Below are 24,770 nucleotides of genomic sequence, written 5' to 3'. Positions count from 1 at the left end.
ATTCACACATAATATGCGGTTAATTTTTTTCTTTTATTTTCAACAACTTAAAAAACATAAAAATATCACAAGCTCGAAGATTAGACGCACATGTCCACATAGCGTCCACGCAGGTCACCAAAGTGGGCATCTAATCAGATTTTGGTACAGAAACCGATATGGCTGGATAGGGTGAATGTTCAGTATTGCTTGAATCCGCCGTCCGGTGGAGGCCCTTTGGGGCGGAACGAATTTAATGTAATTGTTAGGAATTTCATGGAAATATAAAGCTAACTTCTTTACTTTGCCTCAAGCACTTTTTTTTAAAATAACGACTCATTTCGCTAACTGAAACATCCGTGCTCCAAACCCAATTAATAACGCCGTTCATCATTTTTATTGCTCTTTGATCAGTCATCCCTATCATTAGCTGCCTAGCCTCAGACTGGGGCTTACCATACTTTTTATACGTTATTACACTATCGACTGTAGGCATAACCATATCGCAATACTCAGCTATGCCGCTCACATTTTGAGAGCTCTCAGTATCATCATATTCGAAACCTTTTTTATTTAATGTGCTAGCGTATATATCATTTGCCCTTTGGGTTATGGAATCCATTCTTGATTTTTCTATAAGATTTTTAGATTCCATAAACTGAATACCTCGAGAGGCTATAGGATTACCGTTCTCTTTTGACACCAAAAACCATGCGTAAGCTTCTTCAAAGTTTCGTTCTACACCCTGCCCATTAACGTATGCTTGCCCAACCTGAAATTGGGCTGCTGCATGTCCTTGCATAGACGCCTGATACATCAACTCAAAAGACCTTCGGTAATCCTTTTTTACTCCAGTGCCTTCCAGAAGAAGCATCCCCAAACCAAATTGACCCTCAGGGTTACCACTTAAAGCAAGCCTTTCACAGGCTGAAAAGCTATATTGGTTCTGAACTTTACATCTTTGGAGATCGCTGGCTTGAACAGGAAGAGCCACCGAAATGACAAGAAGAGCTAGGACTTTAATAAATAGTTTCATAATGGTCTCCTTGGACAGCCACCAATCCTAACGCGGAGTGCGGGAGCACCTAGAGCAACGCGTAAGCTGTCCCGGCGCTCAGCGCTCTTGCTGCCACGATTTGTTAAAACTCATTTTTACTCAGTACCTTTCATGCGGTCAGGATTGGAAGAGCGTGACCGCCCATACTGAAACAATCCCCAGCCTGACGCCCCAATCACACAAACCACAATCCAATTCACAAACTGAGAAAGCATTCCCGGAGCAAAAATCGCCCCCGACCAGAATGGATTTACATCTGGATAGTCGAAGGTAATCCATTGAGCAAATGCTAAACCCATTAACAGAAAACCAAATGCTTTAGCAATCGCTGAAATCATATGTGCTCGATCCTAAGTAGTTTTAGCACCGCGATCACGTGCTTGTCACGTGCATTGCCTTGCTAACTGGTGGCCAAAAGAAGCTCATTGTAGACCGCCAGCACTTTCACCTTACCTATAACCTTGGAGCCTTCATTCATATTCATTTCTTTACCCACATTCAAACAGTGTGGGTAATGCTCTGGAGATAGCAGCTTTATATAAGCACGCGCAGACTCTCCCGGCATCAATATGTCATTTTCGAAGAAAACCTGCTCCCCACTAGTAAGAATATCAGCAGTGACCTGATGTGCAGGCCGAACACCGCTGGTTATAGGCCATCCCCTATCGGAATTTAGCGATACCAGCCCCATAAAATCAGGTTGATATTTATCAAAGTCGAATCGAGATCGCCTTTCTTTACCAACCTCAATTACATCTTCAATCGTGTAACCAGATGGATGCTTCATATTCAGTTAACGCCCGCAACACCGGGCAAATTGGAGCGCAGCGGGTATTTGATCCGAGTGATTGCGCTTGTTAGCACTTATTCGGCCGTTGCTATAATCACCTTTTCTGCGAGAAATTTTACTAAAGGAACCTCTTTACGGATTTCCAGCTCTGCCTGCCTTGTGGGTACAAAATTCTCATTTCTATTGTATCTATCTGACGAATGAACCAATGCATTTCGAATAAGCTTTATTCTCTTCGAGACATTTCCAATCACATGACCTGCCGTCAAACGAATCTCAGTAAATTCCCCGAACATCTTACGTTTCTTTGTGAACAATTTTTCGTCCAAGTGATTTTCGTAAGCACCAATAAACTCTATTAAGTCATCCTCTGAAACGTGCTTTGAGACGACTAGACGTAGCATTTCAGTTTCATCGGATTCCCGCTTGTGGTTGAGTGTAGATTGAATAACCTTGTCCAAATGTTTTGGTGACGACGTGAATCCTGGGTCATTGTAGATAGTGGTGAGCTTACGATATAGCTCCTCATCTGAAACCGACAAAAAGTAATATTCCAAAACCTGATAGTATGAGAGGAATTGATTTATTGGGTCCTCGACAACCATTCCTCTTTGGTAGAACCTTGCAACATCTTTGTTAACCGTAGATCTTGGCATAGGAAGCTCGGTTCCAAAATCGTGGTCTTCGTATTTGAAATCATCCCCAATAACCTGCCGATGAGGTAGTTCTTCCTCAAGTACTAATGCTATCCCTTTCAAATACGAAATGTTAAACAAGCAACCCTCTATTATTTCCGATGCATTTTCAGCCATTTTTTCTGGGGTTGTCTCAGAAAGACCGAATACTTTTATCGTGAGCGGTGCATATACGTAAAACCCAATGTCTCTATCCGAATCATTTCTTCCGTGCCTGCCATTCATCCGAAATCGATCCAATGTTCTCATTATGAAATATTCATTGAATCTCAAATAATTCCTGTAATCTGCGGAAGCTTCAGATATTTCAACATAAACTGGATCAGTCTCTGGGTTTCCAAATGTAATTGTTTGCCCTCTGCGCATATTGAGAAAAGATCCATACCTATTCCCAGACGTAATCATTTGTTCAAAATGATCTTTATTACACAAACACGTCTCAAAAGGTTTATGTATATAAGTTGATCTTCGAGATTCAAATTCCAAGTACGATCTTATATCTTCAGAAGACGCCTTTATCGTTGTGCCGCCACGGCTCTGAAAACATATCTCATCCTCATGCTCATCAACAACTTCTAGCCATTTTCTCGCGTAAGCTTCTTTAAACTTTTCTTTTACTTCCTGCAGAGTCATATACGTATTTCCATTTGTGACGAGGTGCTAACGCCGCATTCAGCGGCTTGTCCGCTGCAATGCTTTGTTAACTTTCTGCTGATTCATCAATGGGCTCCTCTTTCAAAAAAGCCTCTAAGGATATTTGGCTATTGTCATCCTTTTCCAAATACTCATTGAATCGATCCTCAAATATTTCTTCGCGATATCTCACAATTCCTGGCCCCATTCGGCCCATATCAGATATTGCTTCGAATATTACATGACGCACATCTGGCGTCAGTGTAAGAAAACTATTCCAATCAATATTGATCTGGTTGATAAAATCCTGACTAAACCTTAATTCATAATATGTTCCATCCGATTTTATTAATGCAGATCTTCCAAATGAGCTTCTAGAATCTGGTATTTCTCGGATTGCGACTATATCTGCAAGGGATAGCAATTCTTCAAACCCTACACTACCTTCAGTAACGACACTAAAATCTGGGAAATTTATTCCTGAAAGAAAATCAGATAGGCGCCTATATTTTATTACGCCCCTCGCGACCTCTCTGTTCTGAGCGTTGCCAATAGTTGAAATCATTGCAGTTTTTAGGTCTTCGATCTGCTCTGTAATTGTAAATAATTTTCTCGTCTCAACTTGCTGTTCTCTCTGCTCGCGGAGCAACCTTTGAAAAAGCGACCCCCACTGCTTTTTTAAATGGTTTTCAATGTCTTCAATTTTACCGAATGGGATTACACTATTCCCTTTGTTTCGGTGCGAAAGGAAACTAATAAATTCAAATATGTACTTAGCAGTTTCTGGCTTATCGATAGATGGGAATTTGATTTTATCCACTAGTTCTTTGTTTTTTTGATACACATAATGATCATGCATTACCTTTTCATCAACAAAAGCAAAAACTGGCACAGCAGAATCTATTGCCTTTAAAACCTCTAGCTGCGTAATGGAAAGCTTTTCAGGATCATTTAATACAGTTACGTCAAAACTAGAGTTAACCAGATTTTCCAAGTCTACAGTTGATAAAGCTTCAGGGATTGCCTTCCCCCCAAAACGTGAACCAATAAGCACCACGACGATGTCGGCATTTGGAACTTCTTGGATACAACTGGTATGAGTATGAGCTCTTGGATCATAGAGAATATCTGAATACTCACTTAAAACTGGCTCATAGCCGACCCTCAAAAGGAATGAGCGAAGCTGTTCCCTAGCCATACCGAGGTCATAGCATGTTGATGAAACAAATACTTTTGGACTTGGCACATTTTCTCCTTAGAAAGTTAACATGTGTATATCGTGCATGCGCGTTTTTCCATTCCAACATTTTGAAGATAGTTCCTCCAGCCCACTGATTCCAGTGTGAAATCCCAGAAAGTCAAACTACCTCATTTACGAGAAACCGTGCGTGCGCATACACACTTTCTTGGGGGTCTCGTTATCACAACAGGCTATATCGTAAATTATTGAATCGAAGCACTTTTCAGGACAACATCATCAGAAAACCGAGCCATTCGGTACGGAAAAGCGTGCGACTTTCCACACATGTGAGAAATCAACTGTATTTATATACAGACAAACTTAGAAAAATTACCCGCCCCCCATCACAACCTCTTAAACCAGGTTAACTGTTACAACTTAGTTCCAAATTATTCAGTAATTGAAATCCTGATTTTTCCAAAGCCTGTCCCCCTTGGGGTTTAGGGCCTAACGCTAACTTCATAAATTCAGCATTTACTCAAATCGCGCAGGCGTGGGGAGGAGTGAATTTTTCCCGGTATGAAGGCATCATCCTTAATTATAAGGGGTTGTCCTTGCCCATCATCAGACAACAAATCAATGGGCAATTTCCTATACCAAACGGTCTAACCGTTTACCCCTATTGATCAAAAAGTAAGAACTTATTATGGTTCCCCGCTGGATGAAACAAAGCCCGTATTAAGGAGAATCCTGTGGCAATCTACATGAACTACAACCAACTCAACGTCAAAGGAAATGTGACCGCTGAAGGCTATAAAGACTGGATTCGTCTGGATAGCTTCAGCTTTGGCAATAGCCGCCACCTCACCATGGAAGCGGGTCACATGTCCAACCGCGAAGCCACCCGCCCCGTTCTCAGTGCCGTTACCATCAGCAAACTAATGGATACTGCCTCTTCCGGCCTGTTTAAAGAGTCTCTGACAGGTGACTCAGGTGTTAAGGTCGTGATCGATGTGGTTCGCACTTCCGCAGACAAAATTGAAAAATACGTCAGTTATGAACTGGAAGACGTAATCATTAGTGACTACAAAGTCACTGCCGGTGGCGAATCAGCCCCTTCAGAAGCACTTTCGTTGAGTTATTCCAAACTCACTATGAGCTACACCGCAGCCGACCGAGCCAACAAAGGCGCATCACCTGAGCGAGTCGGTTACGACCTGGAAGCCGGTAAAAAACTCTAATTCTATTTTCACCGAGAAGGAGAATAGGGTCAGGCCTTACATTTCACATCAGCCTCTATCAAATATAGAAAACAGATCAGCCACACCAATGATCACTTAGAAAATGAGCAGCCCTCCGAATAGACCAATTTCGCAGGGATAAAGGACATCCATTCAAGCGACTTGAACTGAGTCCTCCCCAACCTCTAAACCTCCGCAATCATTTTTCAGCCTTCCCTCTGTTGATTGATCATGCACATGATCAAAATTAGGTTTCAATATGTTTATAGGTCGGGAGTGGAGTGAGCGCAAGCATGCCTCAACCGTTCAGCTGATTACTCAAAACGAGAGTTGAATGGATGCTAGGTCAGATACAACCTCCGGGAATGGATTCGTCCCTGACACCAACGTTGCCCAAGTTTGGCGACAGCCTTGTCCAATTTATCCACTCTTCCCGCCAGTCGCGGAAATCTGTGCCCCAAGTATTTGATAGTTTCCGTCCAGTCCGCCACTGAAAAGTACTTCGATTCAATAACTTGCGATCTAGCCTGTTGTGATAACGAGCCCCCCAAGAAAGTGTGTATGCGCACGCACGGTTTCTCTTAAATGAGATAGTTTGACTTTCTGGGGTTTTACACTGGAATCAGTGGGCTGGAGGAACTATCTTCAAAATATTGGAATGGAAAAACGCGCATGCGCGATTACAAACGTTAAGTGCTCTCAACGGAATAAATGTCGATATTTATAGGATTTTGAAAATGAACACTTACGCTGACAAAACGCAAGAAGCTAAAAGCCTATCGGTTGCGAATCATGTTGCTCAAAAGCAAGGTGGTGAAGGCTCTACTTTTCAGTTTGTAGATAACCGACCTGAAGCCGTTAAGCAAAGAAAGCTGCAAGAGATGGCGGATAACTATTCTTCTCAACAGCAACAACCCATCCAAAAGAAAAAAAATAATACAGGTTTACCTGATAAGCTTAAATCTGGCATTGAAAACCTATCTGGCTATTCAATGGATGATGTAAAGGTACATTACAATTCAGACAAGCCTGCTCAACTAAATGCACATGCCTATGCACAAGGAACGAATATCCATTTAGCTTCTGGGCAGGAAGAAAATTTGCCCCATGAAGCATGGCATGTAGTTCAGCAAAAACAAGGCCGGGTAAAGTCAACTACGCAAATGAAGGCTAAAATAAACATTAATAATGATGCTGAATTGGAAAAAGAAGCGGATGTAATGGGACGTAAAGCAAAACTAAGCAGTAGTAACGCAATTGATACTGTTCAAAAAACTCTAAATCCTGCGTCTCAGCCTGTACAGTGCTTAAAAATTAAGAATGGTGTTTTGGTAAGCACATTTGATGAAAGTAAGGTAATTAATAAAACTCAAAGCGTTATTTCAGTGCGTTCATCTGACAAAGTATTTCATGGAGGACATACACGAATATATCTAGAATACTTAAATGGTAATGGGGAAGGTATTGCTCAACAATTAGATTTATGGGCAGATGGAATAACAGGGAAAATATCAATAGAATTAGTAATAAAACAAAAAGAGTATAATCCCTCGAACTTCTTCACAAGTACACTTTTTAATAGAGAAATTACTGAAGTAGAAGATGAAACAGATCGAACTCCTGGTCCATTAGTCGCTACAGGTAATTATCAAGCATATGCAATAAAAGCAGATGGCATTCAGGGGGCGCTAGCCAAAGTTGCTGAAATTAAATCCAAGGCTGATTCAGATGAGCTTACTTATGGGTTTACTCTTAATCCACTATCAAACTTAAACCCTTTCAGTAGTGTTACAAAAATGAATTGTTCCGAATTTTCTGCTGAAGTTCTGAGGGCAGCTGGTGTCAACATTTCCTCAGGATTATTTGGTATGCCGTCAACGGTATCGTCAAAAGATACTAGAACAAACGATCAAATTTACAAGGATAGCCAGTAAGCCTTGCCCTCGAAAATATAATAATTAAACAGGATGACGAGGTTATTCATAAACTAAATTTAAAAAGCGGAGAATAGGCTCAGGCCTTACATTTCACATCAGCCTCTATCAAATATAGAAAACATATCAACCGCCCAAAACTGACTATAGTACTATCGGTGCCGGATCCAAATTTCAGTTGATCTAATTACCGCCCTCCCCTAATAAAATATAGCAACCACGCCAATGATCGCTTAGAAAATGAGCAGCCCTCCGAATAGACCAATTTCGCACCCTATCCCAAATGCCCTAAACGAACGATGTAGCCCATAATCCTGATTGAATGATACATACGGAACTCCTATCTTTGCCGACCGGATTAGAAACGATCGCCAGCATTTAAGGCGACAAAGGAAAGCAAGGAGAATTCCATGGCAATTTATATGAACTACAACCAACTCAACGTTAAAGGCAACGTCACCGCAGAAGGCTATAAAGACTGGATTCGTCTGGACAGCTTCAGCTTTGGGACCGGCCGCCATATCACGATGGAAGCGGGTCACATGTCCAACCGGGAAGCAACCCGCCCTTCCCTGTCCACCGTCGATGTCAGCAAGTTAATGGATAAGGCATCTTCAGGCTTGTTCAAAGAGTCACTGACTGGAGACTCGGGTGTAAAGGTCGTCATCGATGTAGTGCGTACCGCAGCAGATAAGATCGAGAAGTACGTGAGCTATGAACTCGAAGACGTCATCATCAGCAGCTATAGCGTGTCCGCTAGCCACGAATCTGCACCTTCCGAAGCTATTTCAATGAGTTATTCCAAAATCACCATGAGCTACACCGCTGCCGACCGTGCCAATAAAGGCGCTTCCCCTGAGCGCGTGGGTTACGATCTGGAAGCAGGTAAAAAGCTTTAATACAACATCAATCTGTGTATAAGCGCCTTGATTACAAGGCGCTAACGGACTTATGACTTTCTGAAAAGGACGCGTGATGCAGAACAGCAACCTTCCCGCTCAACACGATCTCATCCCATTTGAAAACCCGTTGCCAAGCTGGGGGGCGTCACAAAAAGCCACCGGCAAGAAGCTGATGATCACTAAAGAGGCTGACTCTGACTTACGTCGCCTGAACACCTATGAGAAGACCTTAGCTTATAACGCAGCCTGCACGCTGGTCAGCGAAGGTGGTTATGGACTCGGTAGCGCAGGGTTCTTTAAGTCTCCCATGTTCATGCGTTTCAAGAAGTTTAAGGGCGGCGTAGGGCTGAGATACAGCTCGAATCCTGAGATGCTAATTGTTAATCAAGTAGAGTTGAAGCGTGAACTGACTGACCTTGACACTCCCAATAATAAACAACAGATGGGCCTGTTTGAAATTAAACGTGAGTCTGGTATGCGGTGGCATGAGACCTCCAGTCATGAAGATGTTCAAGAACTGCAAAAGGCTTGGAGCAGGCCTGTAAGAGTTCATCGTATTGGCACAGAGCACGTAGCAATCAATGGTATGTTAAACAACCTAGACAAAGCACGCTGGCTGATGGGTGTACACATGGATACTGCATATTGGGAAGACTATGCCAAAGCCTACACTTTGATTCATAACCCTACACGAGGCTGGTTGCCTGATTTCTTTGAGTGCCTGCAAGATAAGCTGGGGACATCCAAATTAGCCCAGTTTGTGGCCGTTATGCTATTGGAAAGTCAACAGAAAGGCGAAAAGCGCAAATGGACAGCCCATAGCCAGGGCGGAATCATACTGACCAGAGCAGTAGAGCTAGTGAATCAAAGAGGAGTTAGGCTGGAAGGACAAAGAGTCTCTATCCATGCAGGGGGCAATGACAAAGAACGCGCCGAGAGTGCTTTTAAGCAAGCGGGGATGACAATTGACAATATCACGCGAGATCACCCTTTTGATCCTGTTCCTAATCTCGCAGGTGGTAATAACGTATCACGCTCTTCAATTGGGCATGGACTTGGCAACCTGGGACTCGTTGCAGGAAGCTCGAGTCCTGTGGAAACCAGTCCTCATACTTTGCCCTTTCTCAGTGCCGAGTGTAGTATCCGTCACTTACAGATGAACGGCTATCACAAAAAAGCAGAGAAGCTAGCCTTGCAGGTGATGAAGGATATGGATTTAGTATGATCAAACAGCTGATGAAGCCTGTTCTGACAGGCAAAGGACCAGACTTCTCAAAGCTGACATCAAAAGAGTGTGGTTTAGGCGATTATCGATTGAGATACAAGCTCCCTGGAAATGCTCTCAGTAATGAAAGACCGAATAGATCCAAGCCTGAACGTGTCAACTTGAGAGACTCTCTCTTTGATTCTTACAATGTAGAGCATGACTACAACCGCACATTTGTAAAAATGGATTTTGAGCTGTGGAACTACAAGGGAAATTACTTTCAAGGATATTTTGGCAAACTCGGCGAAATGAGTATAGATATCGCAGTAAATCGAGCTGAGGCACACACTGTAATCAGAGAGAGTGATCTTGACAGCTTAGAGTCATATCTGAAAAAGGATTACTGGGAATACTACGAAACAGAACAAAACAAGGATGGAAAACCTGGTGCTAACTGGGAAGCTCGCTATGAGTTTGAGCATCCTGACGAACTTATTGCAAAAGGTTACATCCCCCCTCAAAGACTTGTATTGGTACAGCTGCCGGAGGTCTATGAGAAGGTGTGCTTCAATGATGTAAACTGGCTTCACTACGCCATTCGCGGAGAGGGAATTCCTGGACCTAGATATAGCTACTATTGGGCTTATCCCTTGAGTAATGAGTATTATTTAACGATTTGCTTTCGGATGTCATCTGAGGTCGGTAACGAAACAATGAGGTTCCAACGTATGCTTGAAGACGCCAAGCGTATCATGTCAACGGTTGAGGTGAGCAAATGCTAATGGACTGGATAGACCGTTTTAAATCTCTCAAATCGAATCCTGTAGGGCCTGACATTGCCAATGCATCCTGGACTTCCTTTACATTGTCCGGCACAGAAATTCGATTCAAATGCCCTCTTCATGAAATAGCTTCAGAGTTACAAGCAACGTCGCAGACCCTAGATATCTATCGGGACGATCTGTATGAGCATCCGTGGAACGAAGCAGATATCAGCATGTCAGCCTCATTAAGACATTCTGGCTGGAAACTCTGGAGCAACTCTTTCAAAGAAGAGCCTATTGGCGACCTTAGCTTTTCAATTCTCTTGACTAAGTGTCACCCAAATTACCGAAAGATTGACTCTCTGTTCAAACCTGCAGACATCCAAAATTGGATTCTCGAATACTGTGACTCCGGGTGGGGAGAATTGAACCGAGAACTTCGGGGGGATGATAATGATGGAATGGACATCCTAACTTACCCTCGGTCCGCCGGAGACATCCAAAGAACCTCTATCAACGGCCAAGCATGGTACAGCTATAGTGCTCAAGGGATTGGGGGTGGAAAAACCATCATATGGAACTTTCCGATCTCAGACTCTCATGCACTTATGTTCCAGTTCCAACCTACCCCAATTACCCGTAACTATAATGAGCCGGAGAACTATCTTGACGACCTAGCAGAAAAGACGGTTCAAGAGTTCATGTCTCACGTCCACGTCAAGTTATCCCCTGACGCACAACAACGTTGTGACAAGGTGAAATCCGAAAACCAAGCATCATAAATTCTATTTTATGATGCTTCCGAAGATCCCCTCCAGATTCAACACCTGATCATCAGAAGTATCATCATGGAAGCTGTTCGGACTTCAGCTCATAACATACCGGCAGCTTCGACCTTCTCTCTGCCTTACTTAGTTGGCTTCCGACGAGAAGTATTTTTACTATGCGAAGCTGATCGACGTTGATCCGCCTTTTGGGGTGGTTTCGGCCCCGTTTTTGGTGCAGCTTTGCGACCGTCGCGCGTTGGTCGCGGAGTTTTTTTCTCGCCGGACGGTGATGTCCGATGAGCTTTGCCCTGCCCCTTTTTGACGTCACTTTTTTTGGCGTGAGTGGTGTTAACCGCTTTGCGGTGTCCCTCAGCGGCAGTTTTGCTGGATCCTGCGACGGCGCGATTGATGTCTTCCATTTCTGCGGGTGTCAGATCCCGCCATTGTCCGGGCTTTAGATTGTCCAGTGTGACGTTCATGATGCGTGTACGAATGAGGCGGGTAACTTCATAGCCCAGGTATTCGCACATACGGCGGATTTGGCGGTTCAGGCCTTGTGTCAGAGTGATTCGAAATACAAATCGGCTTTCAACTTTTACCGGACAAGGCTTGGTGACCACGCCGAGTATCGGCACACCTCTGGACATGCGCTCGACAAAACGTTCACTCAGTGGTTTATCCACCGTCACCAGATATTCCTTATCGTGAGCATTTTCAGCCCGCAGAATCTTATTGACGATATCGCCATCACTGGTGAGAAAAATCAGACCTTCAGAAGGCTTATCTAATCGACCTATGGGGAAAATACGTTCCTTATGCTTGATAGCATCAACGATATTCCCTTTGACATGACGCTCTGTGGTGCAGGTGATTCCCACAGGTTTGTGGTAAGCAATATAAACCCTGTCTGATTTGTCGGGTACGCCTGTACTGATGACTTTGCCGTCCAACCGGATGACGTCCTGATCCGTGACCCGGGTACCCAGTTCCGGTAATTTACCGTTAACGGTGACACGGTTTTCTTCAATGTATCGATCAGCTTCCCTGCGGGAACAGATACCAGATTCGCTAATGTATTTGTTCAGACGTTTAGAGGTGTTTTCGGTCACTGCGGTTAAACCATCGGATGTTGAAGTGATGCATTAAACCACAAATCATCGATATCAGCCTCTTCCTTCTGCGAAGGCCTTTAAGGTATAGATCACCCAGGAGCAGCTTTACCTTCAAAATAGTTTAGTGTGAAACATGTGACACCTGCTCTTTTATTCCCAACTCAGCAGGAAGCGTGGTCGCAACCAGCTCAGCAGGAACCTTGGAGAATACGCTCAAAGCAGTCACCGTCACCAGGATCAGCCCCATACCGATAATTTGAACAACCACCAGACTCTCATCTAAAACCACAAAACCGAACAGAGATGCCGTGACCGGTTCAACCATTGCGACAATGGAAGCAACAGCCGGCGCAGTATGCTTGAGGCCAATGATATAGAGAATGAACGACAACCCCGCGCCAAATACCCCAAGCACGATAATCAGGGGCCAACTCGGCGTATTGAACACAGCAAAAGCCTGATTGGTATCGCTCAGTACAAACAGAATAGTGACAAGCACTACATATGATATGACGAGAATCGACTGTGGACTGCCGTGTTGTGCCGCATACTTGAAGCCGAAAATAAACACGGCATAGGAGAGCCCGGCAAGCAGTCCGGCAACAGCCCCAATCAGCGTAACGCCGCCCGAGCCGGTCTCGTAAATACGCGTCAGCAGCACGATGCCAACCATGACCATCGCGATCGCAGCCCACTTCAATGGGGTCGGACTTTCAAGCTTGAGCGTGAACGACACCAGATAGACGAACACCGGTGCGGAATACATCAATGTTGCAGCTACAGCGACACTCCCCTCAGAAATACTCAAGAAGTAGAACGCGAAGTTGCCAGCGACACCGATACCTGCGATCGCCGACCAGAACCACATTCGACCACTGGCGAGCCCGCTGCCACGGGGACGCAAAGCCAGCCATGCGAGAACAAACAAGAGACCGATTACACCGCGGAAGAACGACACAACCAAAGGGTTCCAACCATCGGCCATGAGAATCCCGCCGATCCCACCTGAAAGTCCCCAGCATAACGCCGCCAGCACCACAAATACCGTACTCATTCTGGCCATGGTGGCTCCTTTTGAGTCTGATACCTATCTGATATTTGTCAGATAACTTCTACACCTTCAAAGCGGTATCCGTACCAGTCTTCAAAGCCTTATTTGTCGGCCCCGATGTAGCGCTGAACCGCGACTATATAGTCCTCCCCGGATTAATATCCTTCTTGCCTGAAACCGACGCTTGAAGGTCTGATGGCCCTGATTAGCGTCACACTATTCTGCAACAACCATTTGGGGGTTCTTGTACTGCTTTCTATGATATCCAGTACTGCTCTCTCTATTTTTAAGTACTACTTTATCTGGTTTCCAGTACTGCTCTTTCTGGTCTTCAGTATCAGTTTTTCAGATTAACGGTAAATAAATCGTCATCCAGGCGACCAACAACTAAAGGCTCACCAACCTTCACCAGGACTGATGAGCTAAAGCTGTGCCGTATCTTCTGGGCTTTTCCCTCACTCACAAACTCAATATCCACGATGTAGCTGGAATCCTCTTTTTGAATTTTTCCAGATAGCTCCAAGTTATCCTTTTCGGTTTCTTTCGTACTCTCAAAGACACTATTGTCATTAATTGGCGCTGAGATAGATTGTTCACCAAAAGTGAATACAACTTCCGTTGGTTCTGACGAGTTATCGGAGGTGCAGCCAATTAAAAATGAGCACATTACAATTCCTAATTTGTATTTCATCTTCATCCTGATCTTTCTATAAGTTTCAACAAGTGAGCTAACAATAAGCGGTGAGGTAGATTAAAAAATCCGGCAGTTTTTACCCCAGCAGGATCTTCCTTTGCAAACCTTTCTGTACCTTTTATATCCGCGTTTAATTTTCCGGTAGAAGTGAGAGAAAGTGGGATTCAATCTATCTTTTTAGCGAGCGCTAAAACACCGAACAGATTCCCATATAAGAAAATGCCCTGGATACAAATCCAGGGCACAGGCCTATAGATAGTTAAATATCTAAGTATTTATCTATCTAAAGAGTTAAATATCTAATCTCTGACATAATAGTCTCTTAACACTCCATCGAACTTGCCTGAGGCCAGACAACAGCGCTTGAAATCTATTACCAGAACCGCAGGGGCACGGGTCGTTTCTGCCTAGTTTCTCGATGAGTTCCTTATTGCCATGAACCTTTCTATCGCCACGTTTGACTTGGGTTTCAGATGGATACCCTTTGCGACGTTTGCTCATGGTTTCGTTGAAAAAACACCATATTGGTTGAGGAATTCATGGTACACCTCCTGGTTAATTATTGAATGAGAGAGCCAGCCGGATGGCTGACTCTCTTGTTTGGTGCTCTCAGCTATTCCATTATTTCAGTCACAAAACCTGCACCAACAGTTTTGCCGCCTTCACGAATCGCAAACCGAATACCTTTTTCCAAACCTACCGGCTTATTCAAGGCAAACGCGATATCAGTCTGCTCTCCTGGGTTAACGCTTCCCTGCTCATTTTCGACAGTGATCTCACCGGTCACATCCGTCGTCCCAAAGAAGAATTGAGGACGATAGCCGGAGGTGAACGGCTTATGCCTTCCACCCTCATCACCGCTCAGCACAAAAATATGCGCTTTTGCTTTGCTGTAAGGTTTGATGGCTCCCGGCACGGTAATCACCTGACCTCGGTTGACGTCATGGCGTTTTACGCCACGCAACAACAAGCCCACATTCATACCGGCCTTGGCTTCAGGGACGTCAGAGCGAAATGCCTGCGTGCCCGTTACCACCACCTGGCGACCATCGTTAGCCAAACCGACGATTTCAACTGTATCACCGGCTCGGATAATCCCACGCTCAACACGACCGGTCACGACAGTGCCGCGACCTTCAATGGAGAACACGTCCTCAACTGGCATCATGAAAGGACTATCGAAGTCTCTTACCGGCTCAGGAATGTGGGCATCCAAAGTGTCCACAAGTTCAGCAATGCAGCTAGTCTCTGGGGAATCGAGGTCCCCACGAGCGATTGCATCCAACGCGCTTAATGCACTTCCGAAAATGAAAGGGACATTTTCATAGCCATGTTTGGACAACAGATCGTCAAGATCCAACTGAACCAGTTCAGCCATTTCCTGGCGCTCATCGTCAGCCAAAAGATCCATCTTGTTCACAAACACAATCAAGTGCTCAACGTTAACCTGTCGTGCCAGCAAAATATGCTCAAGCGTTTGCCTGGCGGCACCTTCAGTGCCATCAACAAGCAGAATAGCACCATCCATTTGAGAGGCCCCGGTGATCATATTCTTTATATAGTCAGCGTGGCCCGGACAGTCGATGTGAGCATAGTGCCGGGTCGGGCTTTCGTACTCGACATGAGTGACGTTGATGGTAATACCACGCTCCTTTTCTTCCTTGGCATTATCAATCTGATCATATGCCAGTGCCTTGCCACCCATGCGCGCAGCCTGCAGTTGCGTAATCGCTGCAGTTAATGTTGTCTTACCATGATCCACGTGACCGATGGTACCCACGTTTAGATGTACTTTAGTAAACATCGGAATTTCCTTATTAAATTGAGCAATTAGCTCGTTCTTTTATGGCAGTTGCCTGCCGTTGTTTTGTGCGCGCACACAAATTGGTAGCCGTTGTAATCCGTAACTGTTGGCAGTAGCAGCAAAACGGCAAAAAAAAACCCGGAAGGATGACCTTCCGGGTTTTCTGTTTGGTGGAAGGCACGTTACCGTGCCTTTCCTTTAAATCTTTTTAGATCGGCACGCAAAGAATCGCATCGCTGGATGACAGCGACGGCAGTACAGTTGATTCAAAACGGATTTGCGTGTTCATTTTCCAATCTCGGTGTTAAGGGTAAAAACAGCCGGTAGTCTACTCCGATAGACGACAATATCAAGCAGATATTGTGATAATTAATCGCAATTCTGAATAGCTCTCTTTTTCTTCCTGCCAGGTTTTATAATCCAAAGTCGCTATCTGACGGCTACATAGATTGAAATTTCTTAAGGGTTTTAAAAAGGAACCTTGAAGTTAATTTGTATTCAACCACATTGATCAATACAGGGAATTATCATGTATCAGCGATACTCGAAAATCATTTTGGTTTGGGCCATAGCGCTACAGGCGACTCTTGTCGCTTTCAATAACTTGACGGACTATGGATCAAACTATGAGTTTGTCGCCCATGTACTGGCCATGGATACCACTTTCCCTAACAACAAGGGAATGTGGCGGGCGATATACTCACCCACCATCCATCAACTTGGATACGCCATCATTATTGGTTGCGAATGCCTGGTCGCTATCCTTTGCTGGATAGGAGGCTACAAACTCTTCACCAGAGTCAATGATCGTCTGCAATTTCATCAGGTCAAAGGCATTGCCAGCTTAGGCCTGACCCTAGGGATCATACTATGGTTCACGGGTTTTATTACGATTGGCGGCGAATGGTTCCTGATGTGGCAATCAGAAATATGGAATGGACAGCAGGCTGCTTTTCGGATGGTGGTGATTCTCGGTATGAGCATCATCTACCTGAATATGGCGGAACCAATAGAGGCCCCATCAATGAAAGCCGGTCACGAACTGCATTAGGGAATAGTCTTTGATGAGCACTGAGTGGGTTAAGACATATAGTTTGAGGCAATCTACAGTGGGCTCCTCCTTATCCTCGACTTATTTACCCACATATCACCGTTCGCACCGGAAATTTGCCCGCTCACGACACTTGGCAGAAATTGAAACAAAACTGAAACTTTTTTGACGTATTCAGAAATGAAAGTCCACGTCGTCTTCAGCAAGTTGAAGGTAGTCCCTTCACACTCGACTCGGCGGCTCACTGAGCCGCCTTTTTTCTTCAAAAGACCCCGACAGATTAGCCTCTACATCTCCGAACCTAATTCGTTGAATTTAATATATTCAACTGAAGTAGGGAGGTTTTGAATCCCCGCAATTAAAAATTCAGGCTTCAGCACGTACTCCCCTAACTTGGCAATTGGAACCCAGCGAAATATCAGGTCAACATCCTTTTCAATACCCGCAAAATCAACTTCTGTCGAAACCTGGGGCTCACACTTGAATGATGCCAAGAAATAATTGGCGACTTCATGGAACTTCGTTCCTTTGTAATTAAAGAAGTTTTCAACATACCAAAGGTGGCGGTCAATCGATGACTCAACACCCAGTTCTTCCCTCAACTCCCGAACAATGGTGTCCTCAGAGGTTTCAAAGAACTCAACACGACCGCCGGGCAAAGCCCAAAAATCATCTGACACAGCTCTATGCAGTAAAACATGGTCGGAATGACATACAACCGCAGCACTTCTGAAATTGAATCGATTATTTCCTTTATCAAAGCGAATCATCTGCTTTCCTACTTCATTAATTTCCCAGGGCGAGTCCATATCAATATCTTTACTTCCTTCAAGAATTCGTAACGGCCGGACTCAATGACCATATACACTTTTCCAGATTCGCTACTATTTTTAGATAGTTACAGAATTGTAGATAGTTGCAGAATTGTCGATAAATGTAGAGCTGCTATGGGGATAAACGGGGATTATCTACATACACCAGCAATAAATGTTTCTGCCTCTTTAGGAGACTTCAATCTCACAAAATTTACGTGCTGGTATTCCGGTGAATTCATGTAACCTTCGTACTTGGCAATGTTCTTGCCATAGTTTGTCATCATCCACAAAACCACCGAATCTTTAGAGAAAAAACTCTTTGAAATTGACTCTCGGTTTCCTGTGCCAGGCCATAACTCCTCTTGAGTTATAGACCTTTTCACTGCACGTGTGACGGACTGTCTGAAAGTCCGAAAGAAGCTGTAATCGAGCCAGATAATGGTGTCTACCTTTGCCCATTTGATTGGAATTGTACGGGTGTAATTACCATCCAGTACCCACGAATCTCCCTCAATCGCTTTTCCAATCTTCGAAAGCAACTCTTTTTCGGAGGGTTCTGTCCAATTTTTCCCCCAGTAGACGGCATCCATTTCGATAAATTCGACACCGAGCGCTTCAGACAACCTCCGTCCAAAGGTTGTCTTTCCACTGGCACTGCTGCCTACAACATTGATCCTTTTCACTGTTTAACCTCTTTCCGTGACCTCTCTTATTTCATTGATTTTAAGAGAGAATAATCGACCCACAATTTTCTCAAACAGGGATATTGATTACCAGAGGGGCAATTCAGGAAGGGAGGTGCATTATATGAATTTAAGGAAAATGTCAGGCAGGAAATGGATTAAATCGATTGCCTTGGGATTAACTTCCAGAGCAATCGATACCGACCCAATCGAAAACGAGCTACGGCTTCCAATCTGGATGAACACCGCGACAGCCAGCAAATATAAACTTATTTACGTTTGGTTTATCCTGCCGGACGAGATCTATAATTTCGCTGAGAAGCAGATACTTCTTTGAATTACGATTACGAACAGAAGCAATGTGGGGTTTCCAGATAGAGCTAGTCATAAACTTTTCCATCTGTTTATACGACCAGTTATCCGCGTTTTTCTTGTCCCAATGATATCCAAGTCCCTTTACAACAACATAGTTCTTGCAGAGGGAGCCGCCGGAAAACTGGCGTTTATCAAAATCGTCCAGCATCATGCGGGCCGCCTTGGCCTGCTTGGTAAACAGTTGCTCATTGCGATCATAGCGGGTTGCCCCTTTCCCAAGTTCCGCAACCGGATTGGTTGTGTTGGGTAACGAGTGCATCACCCTGAAATTGAGTTCAACGCCGGACGGGACACGGAAATAATCCCCCAAGGATTCCACCCATCCAGCATGGCCCAAAATCAGACATTCGCTGGAGTTACCAGCCTTGGATTCGAACAGATAGAGATAATCCCCAAGAGCTTTCTGGTTACTCGCTTTAGACATGGACATAGCGCAGTTCCTATCAAGAAATTTTATCCAAAACCGGTGACCATTTCCTTTACAAACCCGATGAATGACCGGCAGCTCGTTTATAAGCGCCAATTTGTTCAATAAACCGGAATAGTGAATCAATATCGGATGTCAAACACGTATTTTTGGATTCAGCACTCACTCTCACAGCAGCGCTCAACCTACCGACGTCGCTGAAATCTGTGTTTTTTTGGCGATAATTTCCAGTGAGGTGTTTCTGTCCAACCAATCTCGAAATTTGGCAGCATCTCACATTCTGATTTACTCTTTGAGAAAGGAGATCATCCAAAGGAGGAGCCAAGATGCCCATAGTATCGCCGACCTTTGAAATGACACTGGCCGATTATTTCCGGGAGCGTCTGCAGGAACTCGGAGAAGAACTCAAGCCGCCACCGCATGAGGATACGCTCTGGTATATGGGAAACATGCTGGCCCGGTTTGGAGATAGTGATCAGTTGTTCAGTTACGATTATGGCAAGACGGGTATCCGGCCATTGGCTCTGTTATATAAAGATGCCCGCGAAGCCAGAGATGCCAGAATGCGCTGCCTGATATTGAGACATCTGGGTGATCTGGCGCTGTTTCTTGGAGCCCTGTTTCCGGAAAACTATGCCCGGCGGGGAATTCTGAAGGACTACTTTATCGGTATGGGTGGCGGTGCTTATGATTATTTATCTGAGAATGCCGACCAGAACCGTCATATCTTTTCCGAGCTGGCAACGAAGTTCGCTCGAATGCTTGAACTGGTTGCCAAGACCTGTTCAAAGCAAAACCCTTTTGACGCCAACGATGTTCTGAATCTTTATCAACGCTGGCGCCAAAGTGGAAATCCACGCATTGCCGAACAACTTAGAGCATTGGGGATTAATCTTCCCGAGTCGGACGAATTACACTAAGGCCTGCTCACGCGAACTCAAGCCTGCTGTGGAGTCGCCGTCTTCCTGATCTGTTCAACCTGCTCATTGAGTGTTGCGGCATTGATCTTATTGGCTTGATTGACAGCCCCGAACAACTTGGCCTGATCCTGTAGCAGCTTGTCATTTTGAGGAAGACCGACCAGAGATGTTGGATTATCGCGGCCTTTTGTCGTGATCCTGTCGATAACGGTCCGGGCACTTTCCGATGCTGTATCCTGTACACCTAGATCCACAATGGTTGGAGCATCTCCGGTAAACCATGTCTGCTGCCACCAATGATTTGTAGAAGGATCTCTCCAGGAAATATACCCTCCCTTCAGAATGGTTCTCGGGGCTTCAATCGCACCGGTGAAACTATATCTTACATTTCCTGAAGGACGTGGCAGGAAGAAATCCGGTGTGTAGAAATCTGAGACGATTACCCCATTGATCTGATAGGTAAAACTTTCGGCCTCACTGGGATCGCAGACTTCCATCAGGTACTGGACGTAACCCTGCTCTGATTTGATTGATGGCGCACTGATTGTTCTGTTGCCCATCGGGTCAACGAGTATTTCCAGGATTTCATGACTGGCAGTGAGTGACCACCGATTCGAATACTGAACCAAACCGAATGGTTGCTTATTCTGATCAAGATGAATCCCGGCCGCTCCAGGAAACCCTATGTTGTCCTTGATCAGGATCGGCCAGTATCCGGCAGGCACATCGTCCAACATATCAAAAGCACTGACGGTCGCATCAATTCCCCATATCGGGGTGAAATCACGACTAATCTGAATCTGCAAGGCAGCCGCTACCATCTGCACCTGCCAATTCGGGAGGTTCGTGGTTTGTGAAACCAACGCAACATAGTTAAACATGATCTTCCTCCTTGAGAGTAATACCAACACTCCCTGGTGTTGTTTACTCATAACCCTCATCAGTTGTTGTCAGGAGGGAACCAGCCAGCTCATCCAGAATGGTGAAACTGCTTGATTCTTAAGGAGTGAGCGCAGGTTTCCCCCCATACGTTACAAGGGTGCTCTCCTACAGCCGGGAAATCAGGCATTCCCAGGGGGCCTTCTTGTAGAAATTCCATTTTCTCTCGTGAAAACTATCCTTGTGAATTCCAGTTAAGTTTCCGGCCCCATTCTTGTCAAGCAGATGACAAGCAGGCTTCAGCCTATCCAAAAGCCGGGATATTCTTTCCGGCTATAATCAGATGTTTCCCCACTCGCCGGCATTTTGCACTAATCGGTCAATTGCAACGCGGGTCTTAAGCGGCATATAACTCGCTTTGGGCCAGATAGCATGTATTCCAGATTCAATCACGTGAAATTCGCCAAACGCACGCTGTAGGCTGCCATCCCCAAAGTGATGAGCGACCAACCAGCATGGCAGCCAGGCCAGTCCAAGACCGGCCAGTGCGGCATCAGCTATGGCCTGTACGTCATCAAGGAAAATGCGGGGAGGAATTGAAATGCTTTGCAGTTGCTGCTGTGGGTCTTTCACCAGCCATTGCTTATTCATACCCGGTCGGCTGTAGATAATTCCCACGTGATCGACCAGATCCTGAAAGGTCTCTGGCCTGCCGTACTTGGCAAAATATTTAGGTGACCCACATATAGCCATTCGCTGTGTCCCAATCCGACGAGCCACAAGGGACGGCGAGTCTGCCAGAGGGCCAATCCGCACCGCTAAATCATACCCTTCCTGTACCAGATCGACCGTATGATCACTGAAAGACACTTCCAGACTCATCTCACTGTGTGCACATACCAACCCAGTAAGTAGCGGTGCGATATGCAGGCGTCCGAACAAAATCGGTACGCTGACCCGAAGCTTCCCGCTTGGCGTGCTGCGACCATTATCCAGAGCCGCTTCTGCCAATTTCATTTCTGCCAGAATTCTCAAGCTATGCTCATAATACACCTGCCCGGCTTCCGTCAGATTCTGCTGTCGTGTTGTCCTCTGAAACAGCCTGACGCCAAGCCTGTGTTCCAGCCGGGCAATCACTTTACCGACAGCAGAACGGGTTAAATGCAGCTTTTCTGCTGCTGCGGCAAAGTTACCGGCCTCCACCACTTGGGCGAACACACCTATATCCTCCAATCGATCATTCATCGCCAACTATTGATTCCAAAATGGATACAGACTTAATAAAAAACATCAGCACTAAAAAACAAATGGAACCAATAGACTACAGGCTCCTTAATAATTTTCACAGGAGTTTTCCATGCGAGCTTTCCAGGTGCATCACGGCAAACAAATCGACGGATTGACACTGATCTCCAAACCAGACATTACAGATCTGGATTCCCATGAGGTAAAAGTGCGTATTCGTGCGGTCTCACTGAATTACAGAGACCTGATGATCACCCAGGGGATATATCCGGCTAAGGCCGACCATGGCATTATCCCGGCTTCAGACTTTGCCGGTGAAGTGATTGCAGTCGGGTCTTCCGTCACGCGATTCCAAACCGGCGACAGAGTAATGGCATCCTTTTTCCCAGACTGGCTGGAAGGAGAGTTAACCCTCGATAAAGTAACCCGGTGTTATGGAGGGGATAGCGACGGAGTTCTGCGGGAGGAAATTGCATTGCCCGAATCCGGCCTGGTAAAAATCCCATCGCACCTGGACTATATCAGTGCCTCAACGCTGCCCTGCGCAGGAGTCACCGCCTGGAATTCCATATTCGAGAGCACCAAACTTCAACCCGGCTCGACAGTCCTCGTGCTGGGTACCGGTGGCGTTTCCATTATGGCTTTACTGCTGGCCAAAGCTGCTGGTCATAAGGTATTTATCACCTCATCCAGCAATGCCAAGCTGGAACAAGCCCGCACTCTGGGAGCTGACGCGACCATCAACTACATCGATCAACCGGAGTGGCAAGAAGCAGTCCTCGACCTGACTCAAGGGAAAGGCGTCGATCTCGTGCTGGAAGTCGGCGGCAAAGAAACCGTCCAGCGTTCATTAACGGCAACGGGTACTGGCGGCACCATGGCCATCATCGGAGGAGTCAGCGGATTTACCGGCACACTTGATCCAATATCTCTCCTTTTCGGAGCTAAACAAGCGAAGGGGATTTTCGTAGGTAGCCGTGCGATGCTGGAGTCCCTCAGTCGGTTTACGGAAATCAACAATATCAAACCGGTTATCGATGAAGTTTTCAGCTTTGATCAGGTGCCACAGGCCTACGAATACATGGCCGCCGGAAAACATTTTGGAAAAGTGGTGATCAAACTCGATTAGTACGGCAAGAGTTCTGGTGCACTTTCGTTTCAACATGCGTCTGTAACCAGATTCTATGAAGAAACTTTTGAGGGGCCCCCAAAGAGCCCTTCAAAAAAGCTCTTTTAGAGGCACCCTATAAAGACTTGAAGCGAATTAAGAGACTGATTCCAATGCCTGGGATAAGTCAGCCAGGAGATCATCAATATCCTCAAGTCCGACAGACAAGCGTATCAAGCCTTCAGATATCCCATGCTGCGCACGTTCTTCAGGAGTATAAGTAGAGTGGGTCATACTGGCAGGATGTTGAGCCAATGACTCTGCATCACCAAGGCTGACTGCACGACTAAAAAGGCTTAACGCATTCATGAACCGGCGGCCGGCGTTTATTCCCCCCTTAAGCTCAAATGCAATCATCCCGCCCGGCAGTTTCATCTGGTGAGAAGCTAATTCAAACTGGGGAAAAGAGGCGAGACCAGGATAGCTGACACACTCCACTTCAGGGTGCATCTCAAGCATTTCCGCGACCACCTGGGCATTACTGCAGTGGCGATCCATTCGTAAAGACAGCGTCTTCATACCACGCATAAGTAAGAATGCATCCTGAGGAGACATCACAGCTCCTGTCAGGTCTTTCAGTCCTACCAAGCGAATCCGTTCAGCGATTTCCTTACTGGTCACCGCAATACCTGCGGTGATGTCGCCATGACCACTCAGATATTTGGTTGCGGAGTGAACCACCACATCGGCTCCCAATTCAATCGGGCGCTGCAGATAGGGCGTGCAGTAGGTGTTGTCCGCCACCACAGTGATGTTCTCATAATCATGTGTAACCCCTGCCACGGCTTTGATATCAACCAGAGACATGCTGGGATTAGCCGGTGATTCAAAGTAAATCACCCGGGTTGCCGGTGTAATTGCGTCCCTTAATGCGGAAATATTGGCGAGATCCACATGACGTACTTTGACACCGAATTCAGCGATTCCGTGATGTAGAAACGCAAACGTGCATCCATAGAGAGTCTGATCCACGATAATTTCGTCCCCTGGACGCAGCAATGTCCATAGGGTTGCCGTGATAGCCCCCATTCCGGAACCGAAAGCAATAGCAGCTTCCCCACCTTCCAGTGAAGCCATACGGGCCTCAAGAAGTGCCAAAGTCGGGTTTGAAATGCGGGTATAGAAGTGGCCGCTCTCTTCTCCTGCGAAGCAGGCTGCGCCATATTCTGCGGAAGGAAAAGTAAACGTAGATGTCAGACAAATCGGCGGTACCAGGGCGCCATGATTCTCCGATGCATTGTAGGCATGGTGAATGGCGCGGGTAGAAAAACCAAGATTCTTATCATTATGCTCCATGGCAACTCTCCAGTGCTTTTTATTTAGCCTATACTAAAAAGCACGCGCATTTTTTCTAAACATGCCACTCTATAGAGCATTTTTTAGATGATCATTATAAA

Annotated in this window: 25 protein-coding genes; 9 read left to right on the top strand and 16 right to left on the bottom strand. The window is 45.5% G+C overall.

Annotated elements, in window-relative coordinates; all coding sequences use genetic code 11:
- Window positions 1-253 precede the first annotated feature (253 nt).
- The 5 genes from BTA51_RS19215 to BTA51_RS19195 form a co-directional block, all read right to left on the bottom strand.
- The gene (locus tag BTA51_RS19215) at window positions 254-1,015 is read right to left on the bottom strand and encodes a tetratricopeptide repeat protein (RefSeq protein WP_094710220.1); all 762 of its coding nucleotides are present in this window, start codon (window positions 1,013-1,015) and stop codon (window positions 254-256) included.
- A gap of 116 nt (window positions 1,016-1,131) precedes the next feature.
- Window positions 1,132-1,374, bottom strand: coding sequence for a hypothetical protein (locus tag BTA51_RS19210; protein ID WP_094710218.1), 243 nt, complete (start codon window positions 1,372-1,374; stop codon window positions 1,132-1,134).
- Window positions 1,375-1,436: 62 nt separating this feature from the next.
- Window positions 1,437-1,823, bottom strand: a complete 387-nt coding sequence (locus tag BTA51_RS19205; RefSeq protein ID WP_094710216.1) for a hypothetical protein — start codon at window positions 1,821-1,823, stop codon at window positions 1,437-1,439.
- Between the two features lie 77 nt (window positions 1,824-1,900).
- The gene (locus BTA51_RS19200; protein WP_094710214.1) at window positions 1,901-3,154 is read right to left on the bottom strand and encodes a hypothetical protein; all 1,254 of its coding nucleotides are present in this window, start codon (window positions 3,152-3,154) and stop codon (window positions 1,901-1,903) included.
- 67 nt (window positions 3,155-3,221) lie between these two features.
- The gene (locus BTA51_RS19195; protein WP_094710212.1) at window positions 3,222-4,400 is read right to left on the bottom strand and encodes a DUF4062 domain-containing protein; all 1,179 of its coding nucleotides are present in this window, start codon (window positions 4,398-4,400) and stop codon (window positions 3,222-3,224) included.
- 686 nt (window positions 4,401-5,086) lie between these two features.
- On the opposite strand from BTA51_RS19195, the gene BTA51_RS19190 reads away from it, so the two are divergent.
- The 6 genes from BTA51_RS19190 to BTA51_RS19160 all read left to right on the top strand — a co-directional run bounded on the left by BTA51_RS19190 (window position 5,087) and on the right by BTA51_RS19160 (window position 11,164).
- Window positions 5,087-5,575, top strand: coding sequence for a type VI secretion system tube protein Hcp (locus tag BTA51_RS19190; RefSeq protein WP_094710210.1), 489 nt, complete (start codon window positions 5,087-5,089; stop codon window positions 5,573-5,575).
- A 737-nt stretch (window positions 5,576-6,312) separates the two neighbouring features.
- On the top strand, window positions 6,313-7,509 hold the full coding sequence (locus BTA51_RS19180) for a DUF4157 domain-containing protein (protein ID WP_094710208.1): 1,197 nt from the start codon (window positions 6,313-6,315) through the stop codon (window positions 7,507-7,509).
- A gap of 410 nt (window positions 7,510-7,919) precedes the next feature.
- Entirely contained in the window at window positions 7,920-8,408 is a 489-nt protein-coding gene (locus BTA51_RS19175) for a type VI secretion system tube protein Hcp (protein ID WP_094710206.1), read from the top strand.
- Window positions 8,409-8,484: 76 nt separating this feature from the next.
- Window positions 8,485-9,636: a hypothetical protein gene (locus BTA51_RS19170; RefSeq protein WP_094710204.1), complete on the top strand. Its 1,152-nt coding sequence runs from the start codon at window positions 8,485-8,487 to the stop codon at window positions 9,634-9,636.
- Window positions 9,633-10,400, top strand: coding sequence for a hypothetical protein (locus BTA51_RS19165; RefSeq protein WP_094710202.1), 768 nt, complete (start codon window positions 9,633-9,635; stop codon window positions 10,398-10,400). The genes BTA51_RS19170 and BTA51_RS19165 overlap by 4 nt, the downstream gene beginning before the upstream one ends.
- A complete protein-coding gene (locus tag BTA51_RS19160; RefSeq protein ID WP_094710374.1) occupies window positions 10,400-11,164 on the top strand; it encodes a hypothetical protein in 765 nt (254 codons plus the stop codon). Before BTA51_RS19165 ends, BTA51_RS19160 begins: the two co-directional genes overlap by 1 nt.
- A gap of 125 nt (window positions 11,165-11,289) precedes the next feature.
- Here the strand turns inward: BTA51_RS19160 and rluF are convergent, their stop codons facing one another.
- The 5 genes from rluF to tuf form a co-directional block, all read right to left on the bottom strand.
- Complete coding sequence (rluF, locus tag BTA51_RS19155; protein WP_094710200.1) at window positions 11,290-12,258, bottom strand: 23S rRNA pseudouridine(2604) synthase RluF; 969 nt, start codon at window positions 12,256-12,258, stop codon at window positions 11,290-11,292.
- Window positions 12,259-12,382: 124 nt separating this feature from the next.
- A complete protein-coding gene (locus tag BTA51_RS19150) occupies window positions 12,383-13,324 on the bottom strand; it encodes a DMT family transporter (protein ID WP_094710198.1) in 942 nt (313 codons plus the stop codon).
- 325 nt (window positions 13,325-13,649) lie between these two features.
- Window positions 13,650-14,003, bottom strand: a complete 354-nt coding sequence (locus BTA51_RS19145; protein ID WP_094710196.1) for a hypothetical protein — start codon at window positions 14,001-14,003, stop codon at window positions 13,650-13,652.
- A gap of 294 nt (window positions 14,004-14,297) precedes the next feature.
- Window positions 14,298-14,507 (bottom strand): SEC-C metal-binding domain-containing protein, encoded by a 210-nt coding sequence (locus BTA51_RS30915; protein WP_094710194.1) that lies wholly within the window; start codon window positions 14,505-14,507, stop codon window positions 14,298-14,300.
- Between the two features lie 112 nt (window positions 14,508-14,619).
- On the bottom strand, window positions 14,620-15,810 hold the full coding sequence (gene tuf, locus BTA51_RS19135; RefSeq protein WP_094710192.1) for an elongation factor Tu: 1,191 nt from the start codon (window positions 15,808-15,810) through the stop codon (window positions 14,620-14,622).
- Window positions 15,811-16,339: 529 nt separating this feature from the next.
- Here tuf and BTA51_RS19130 point away from each other — a divergent pair.
- Window positions 16,340-16,861 carry a DUF2165 family protein gene (locus BTA51_RS19130; RefSeq protein WP_094710190.1) on the top strand — a complete coding sequence of 174 codons (522 nt, stop codon included), beginning with the start codon at window positions 16,340-16,342 and terminating at the stop codon, window positions 16,859-16,861.
- Between the two features lie 287 nt (window positions 16,862-17,148).
- Here the strand turns inward: BTA51_RS19130 and BTA51_RS19125 are convergent, their stop codons facing one another.
- The 3 genes from BTA51_RS19125 to BTA51_RS19115 form a co-directional block, all read right to left on the bottom strand.
- Window positions 17,149-17,670: an NUDIX hydrolase gene (locus BTA51_RS19125; protein WP_246841096.1), complete on the bottom strand. Its 522-nt coding sequence runs from the start codon at window positions 17,668-17,670 to the stop codon at window positions 17,149-17,151.
- A gap of 155 nt (window positions 17,671-17,825) precedes the next feature.
- Window positions 17,826-18,359 (bottom strand): shikimate kinase, encoded by a 534-nt coding sequence (locus BTA51_RS19120; RefSeq protein WP_094710188.1) that lies wholly within the window; start codon window positions 18,357-18,359, stop codon window positions 17,826-17,828.
- A 220-nt stretch (window positions 18,360-18,579) separates the two neighbouring features.
- Window positions 18,580-19,164 carry a putative adhesin gene (locus tag BTA51_RS19115; RefSeq protein ID WP_094710186.1) on the bottom strand — a complete coding sequence of 195 codons (585 nt, stop codon included), beginning with the start codon at window positions 19,162-19,164 and terminating at the stop codon, window positions 18,580-18,582.
- 323 nt (window positions 19,165-19,487) lie between these two features.
- On the opposite strand from BTA51_RS19115, the gene BTA51_RS19110 reads away from it, so the two are divergent.
- Window positions 19,488-20,081, top strand: a complete 594-nt coding sequence (locus tag BTA51_RS19110; protein WP_094710184.1) for a hypothetical protein — start codon at window positions 19,488-19,490, stop codon at window positions 20,079-20,081.
- A 17-nt stretch (window positions 20,082-20,098) separates the two neighbouring features.
- On the opposite strand, the gene BTA51_RS19105 is transcribed toward BTA51_RS19110, so the two are convergent.
- Window positions 20,099-20,962, bottom strand: a complete 864-nt coding sequence (locus tag BTA51_RS19105) for a hypothetical protein (RefSeq protein WP_094710182.1) — start codon at window positions 20,960-20,962, stop codon at window positions 20,099-20,101.
- Window positions 20,963-21,299: 337 nt separating this feature from the next.
- Entirely contained in the window at window positions 21,300-22,205 is a 906-nt protein-coding gene (locus BTA51_RS19100; protein ID WP_094710180.1) for a LysR family transcriptional regulator, read from the bottom strand.
- A 112-nt stretch (window positions 22,206-22,317) separates the two neighbouring features.
- Between BTA51_RS19100 and BTA51_RS19095 the strand changes: the two genes are divergently transcribed.
- Complete coding sequence (locus BTA51_RS19095) at window positions 22,318-23,334, top strand: NAD(P)-dependent alcohol dehydrogenase (RefSeq protein WP_094710178.1); 1,017 nt, start codon at window positions 22,318-22,320, stop codon at window positions 23,332-23,334.
- Between the two features lie 135 nt (window positions 23,335-23,469).
- Here the strand turns inward: BTA51_RS19095 and BTA51_RS19090 are convergent, their stop codons facing one another.
- Window positions 23,470-24,669 carry a methionine gamma-lyase gene (locus BTA51_RS19090; RefSeq protein WP_094710176.1) on the bottom strand — a complete coding sequence of 400 codons (1,200 nt, stop codon included), beginning with the start codon at window positions 24,667-24,669 and terminating at the stop codon, window positions 23,470-23,472.
- Window positions 24,670-24,770: the final 101 nt, after the last annotated feature.

It is taken from the genome of Hahella sp. CCB-MM4 (genome assembly GCF_002260525.1).
Classification (GTDB): domain Bacteria; phylum Pseudomonadota; class Gammaproteobacteria; order Pseudomonadales; family Oleiphilaceae; genus Hahella.
The sequence above is the reverse complement of the archived record's forward strand: the minus strand, read 5'-3'. Positions and strand labels throughout refer to the sequence as shown.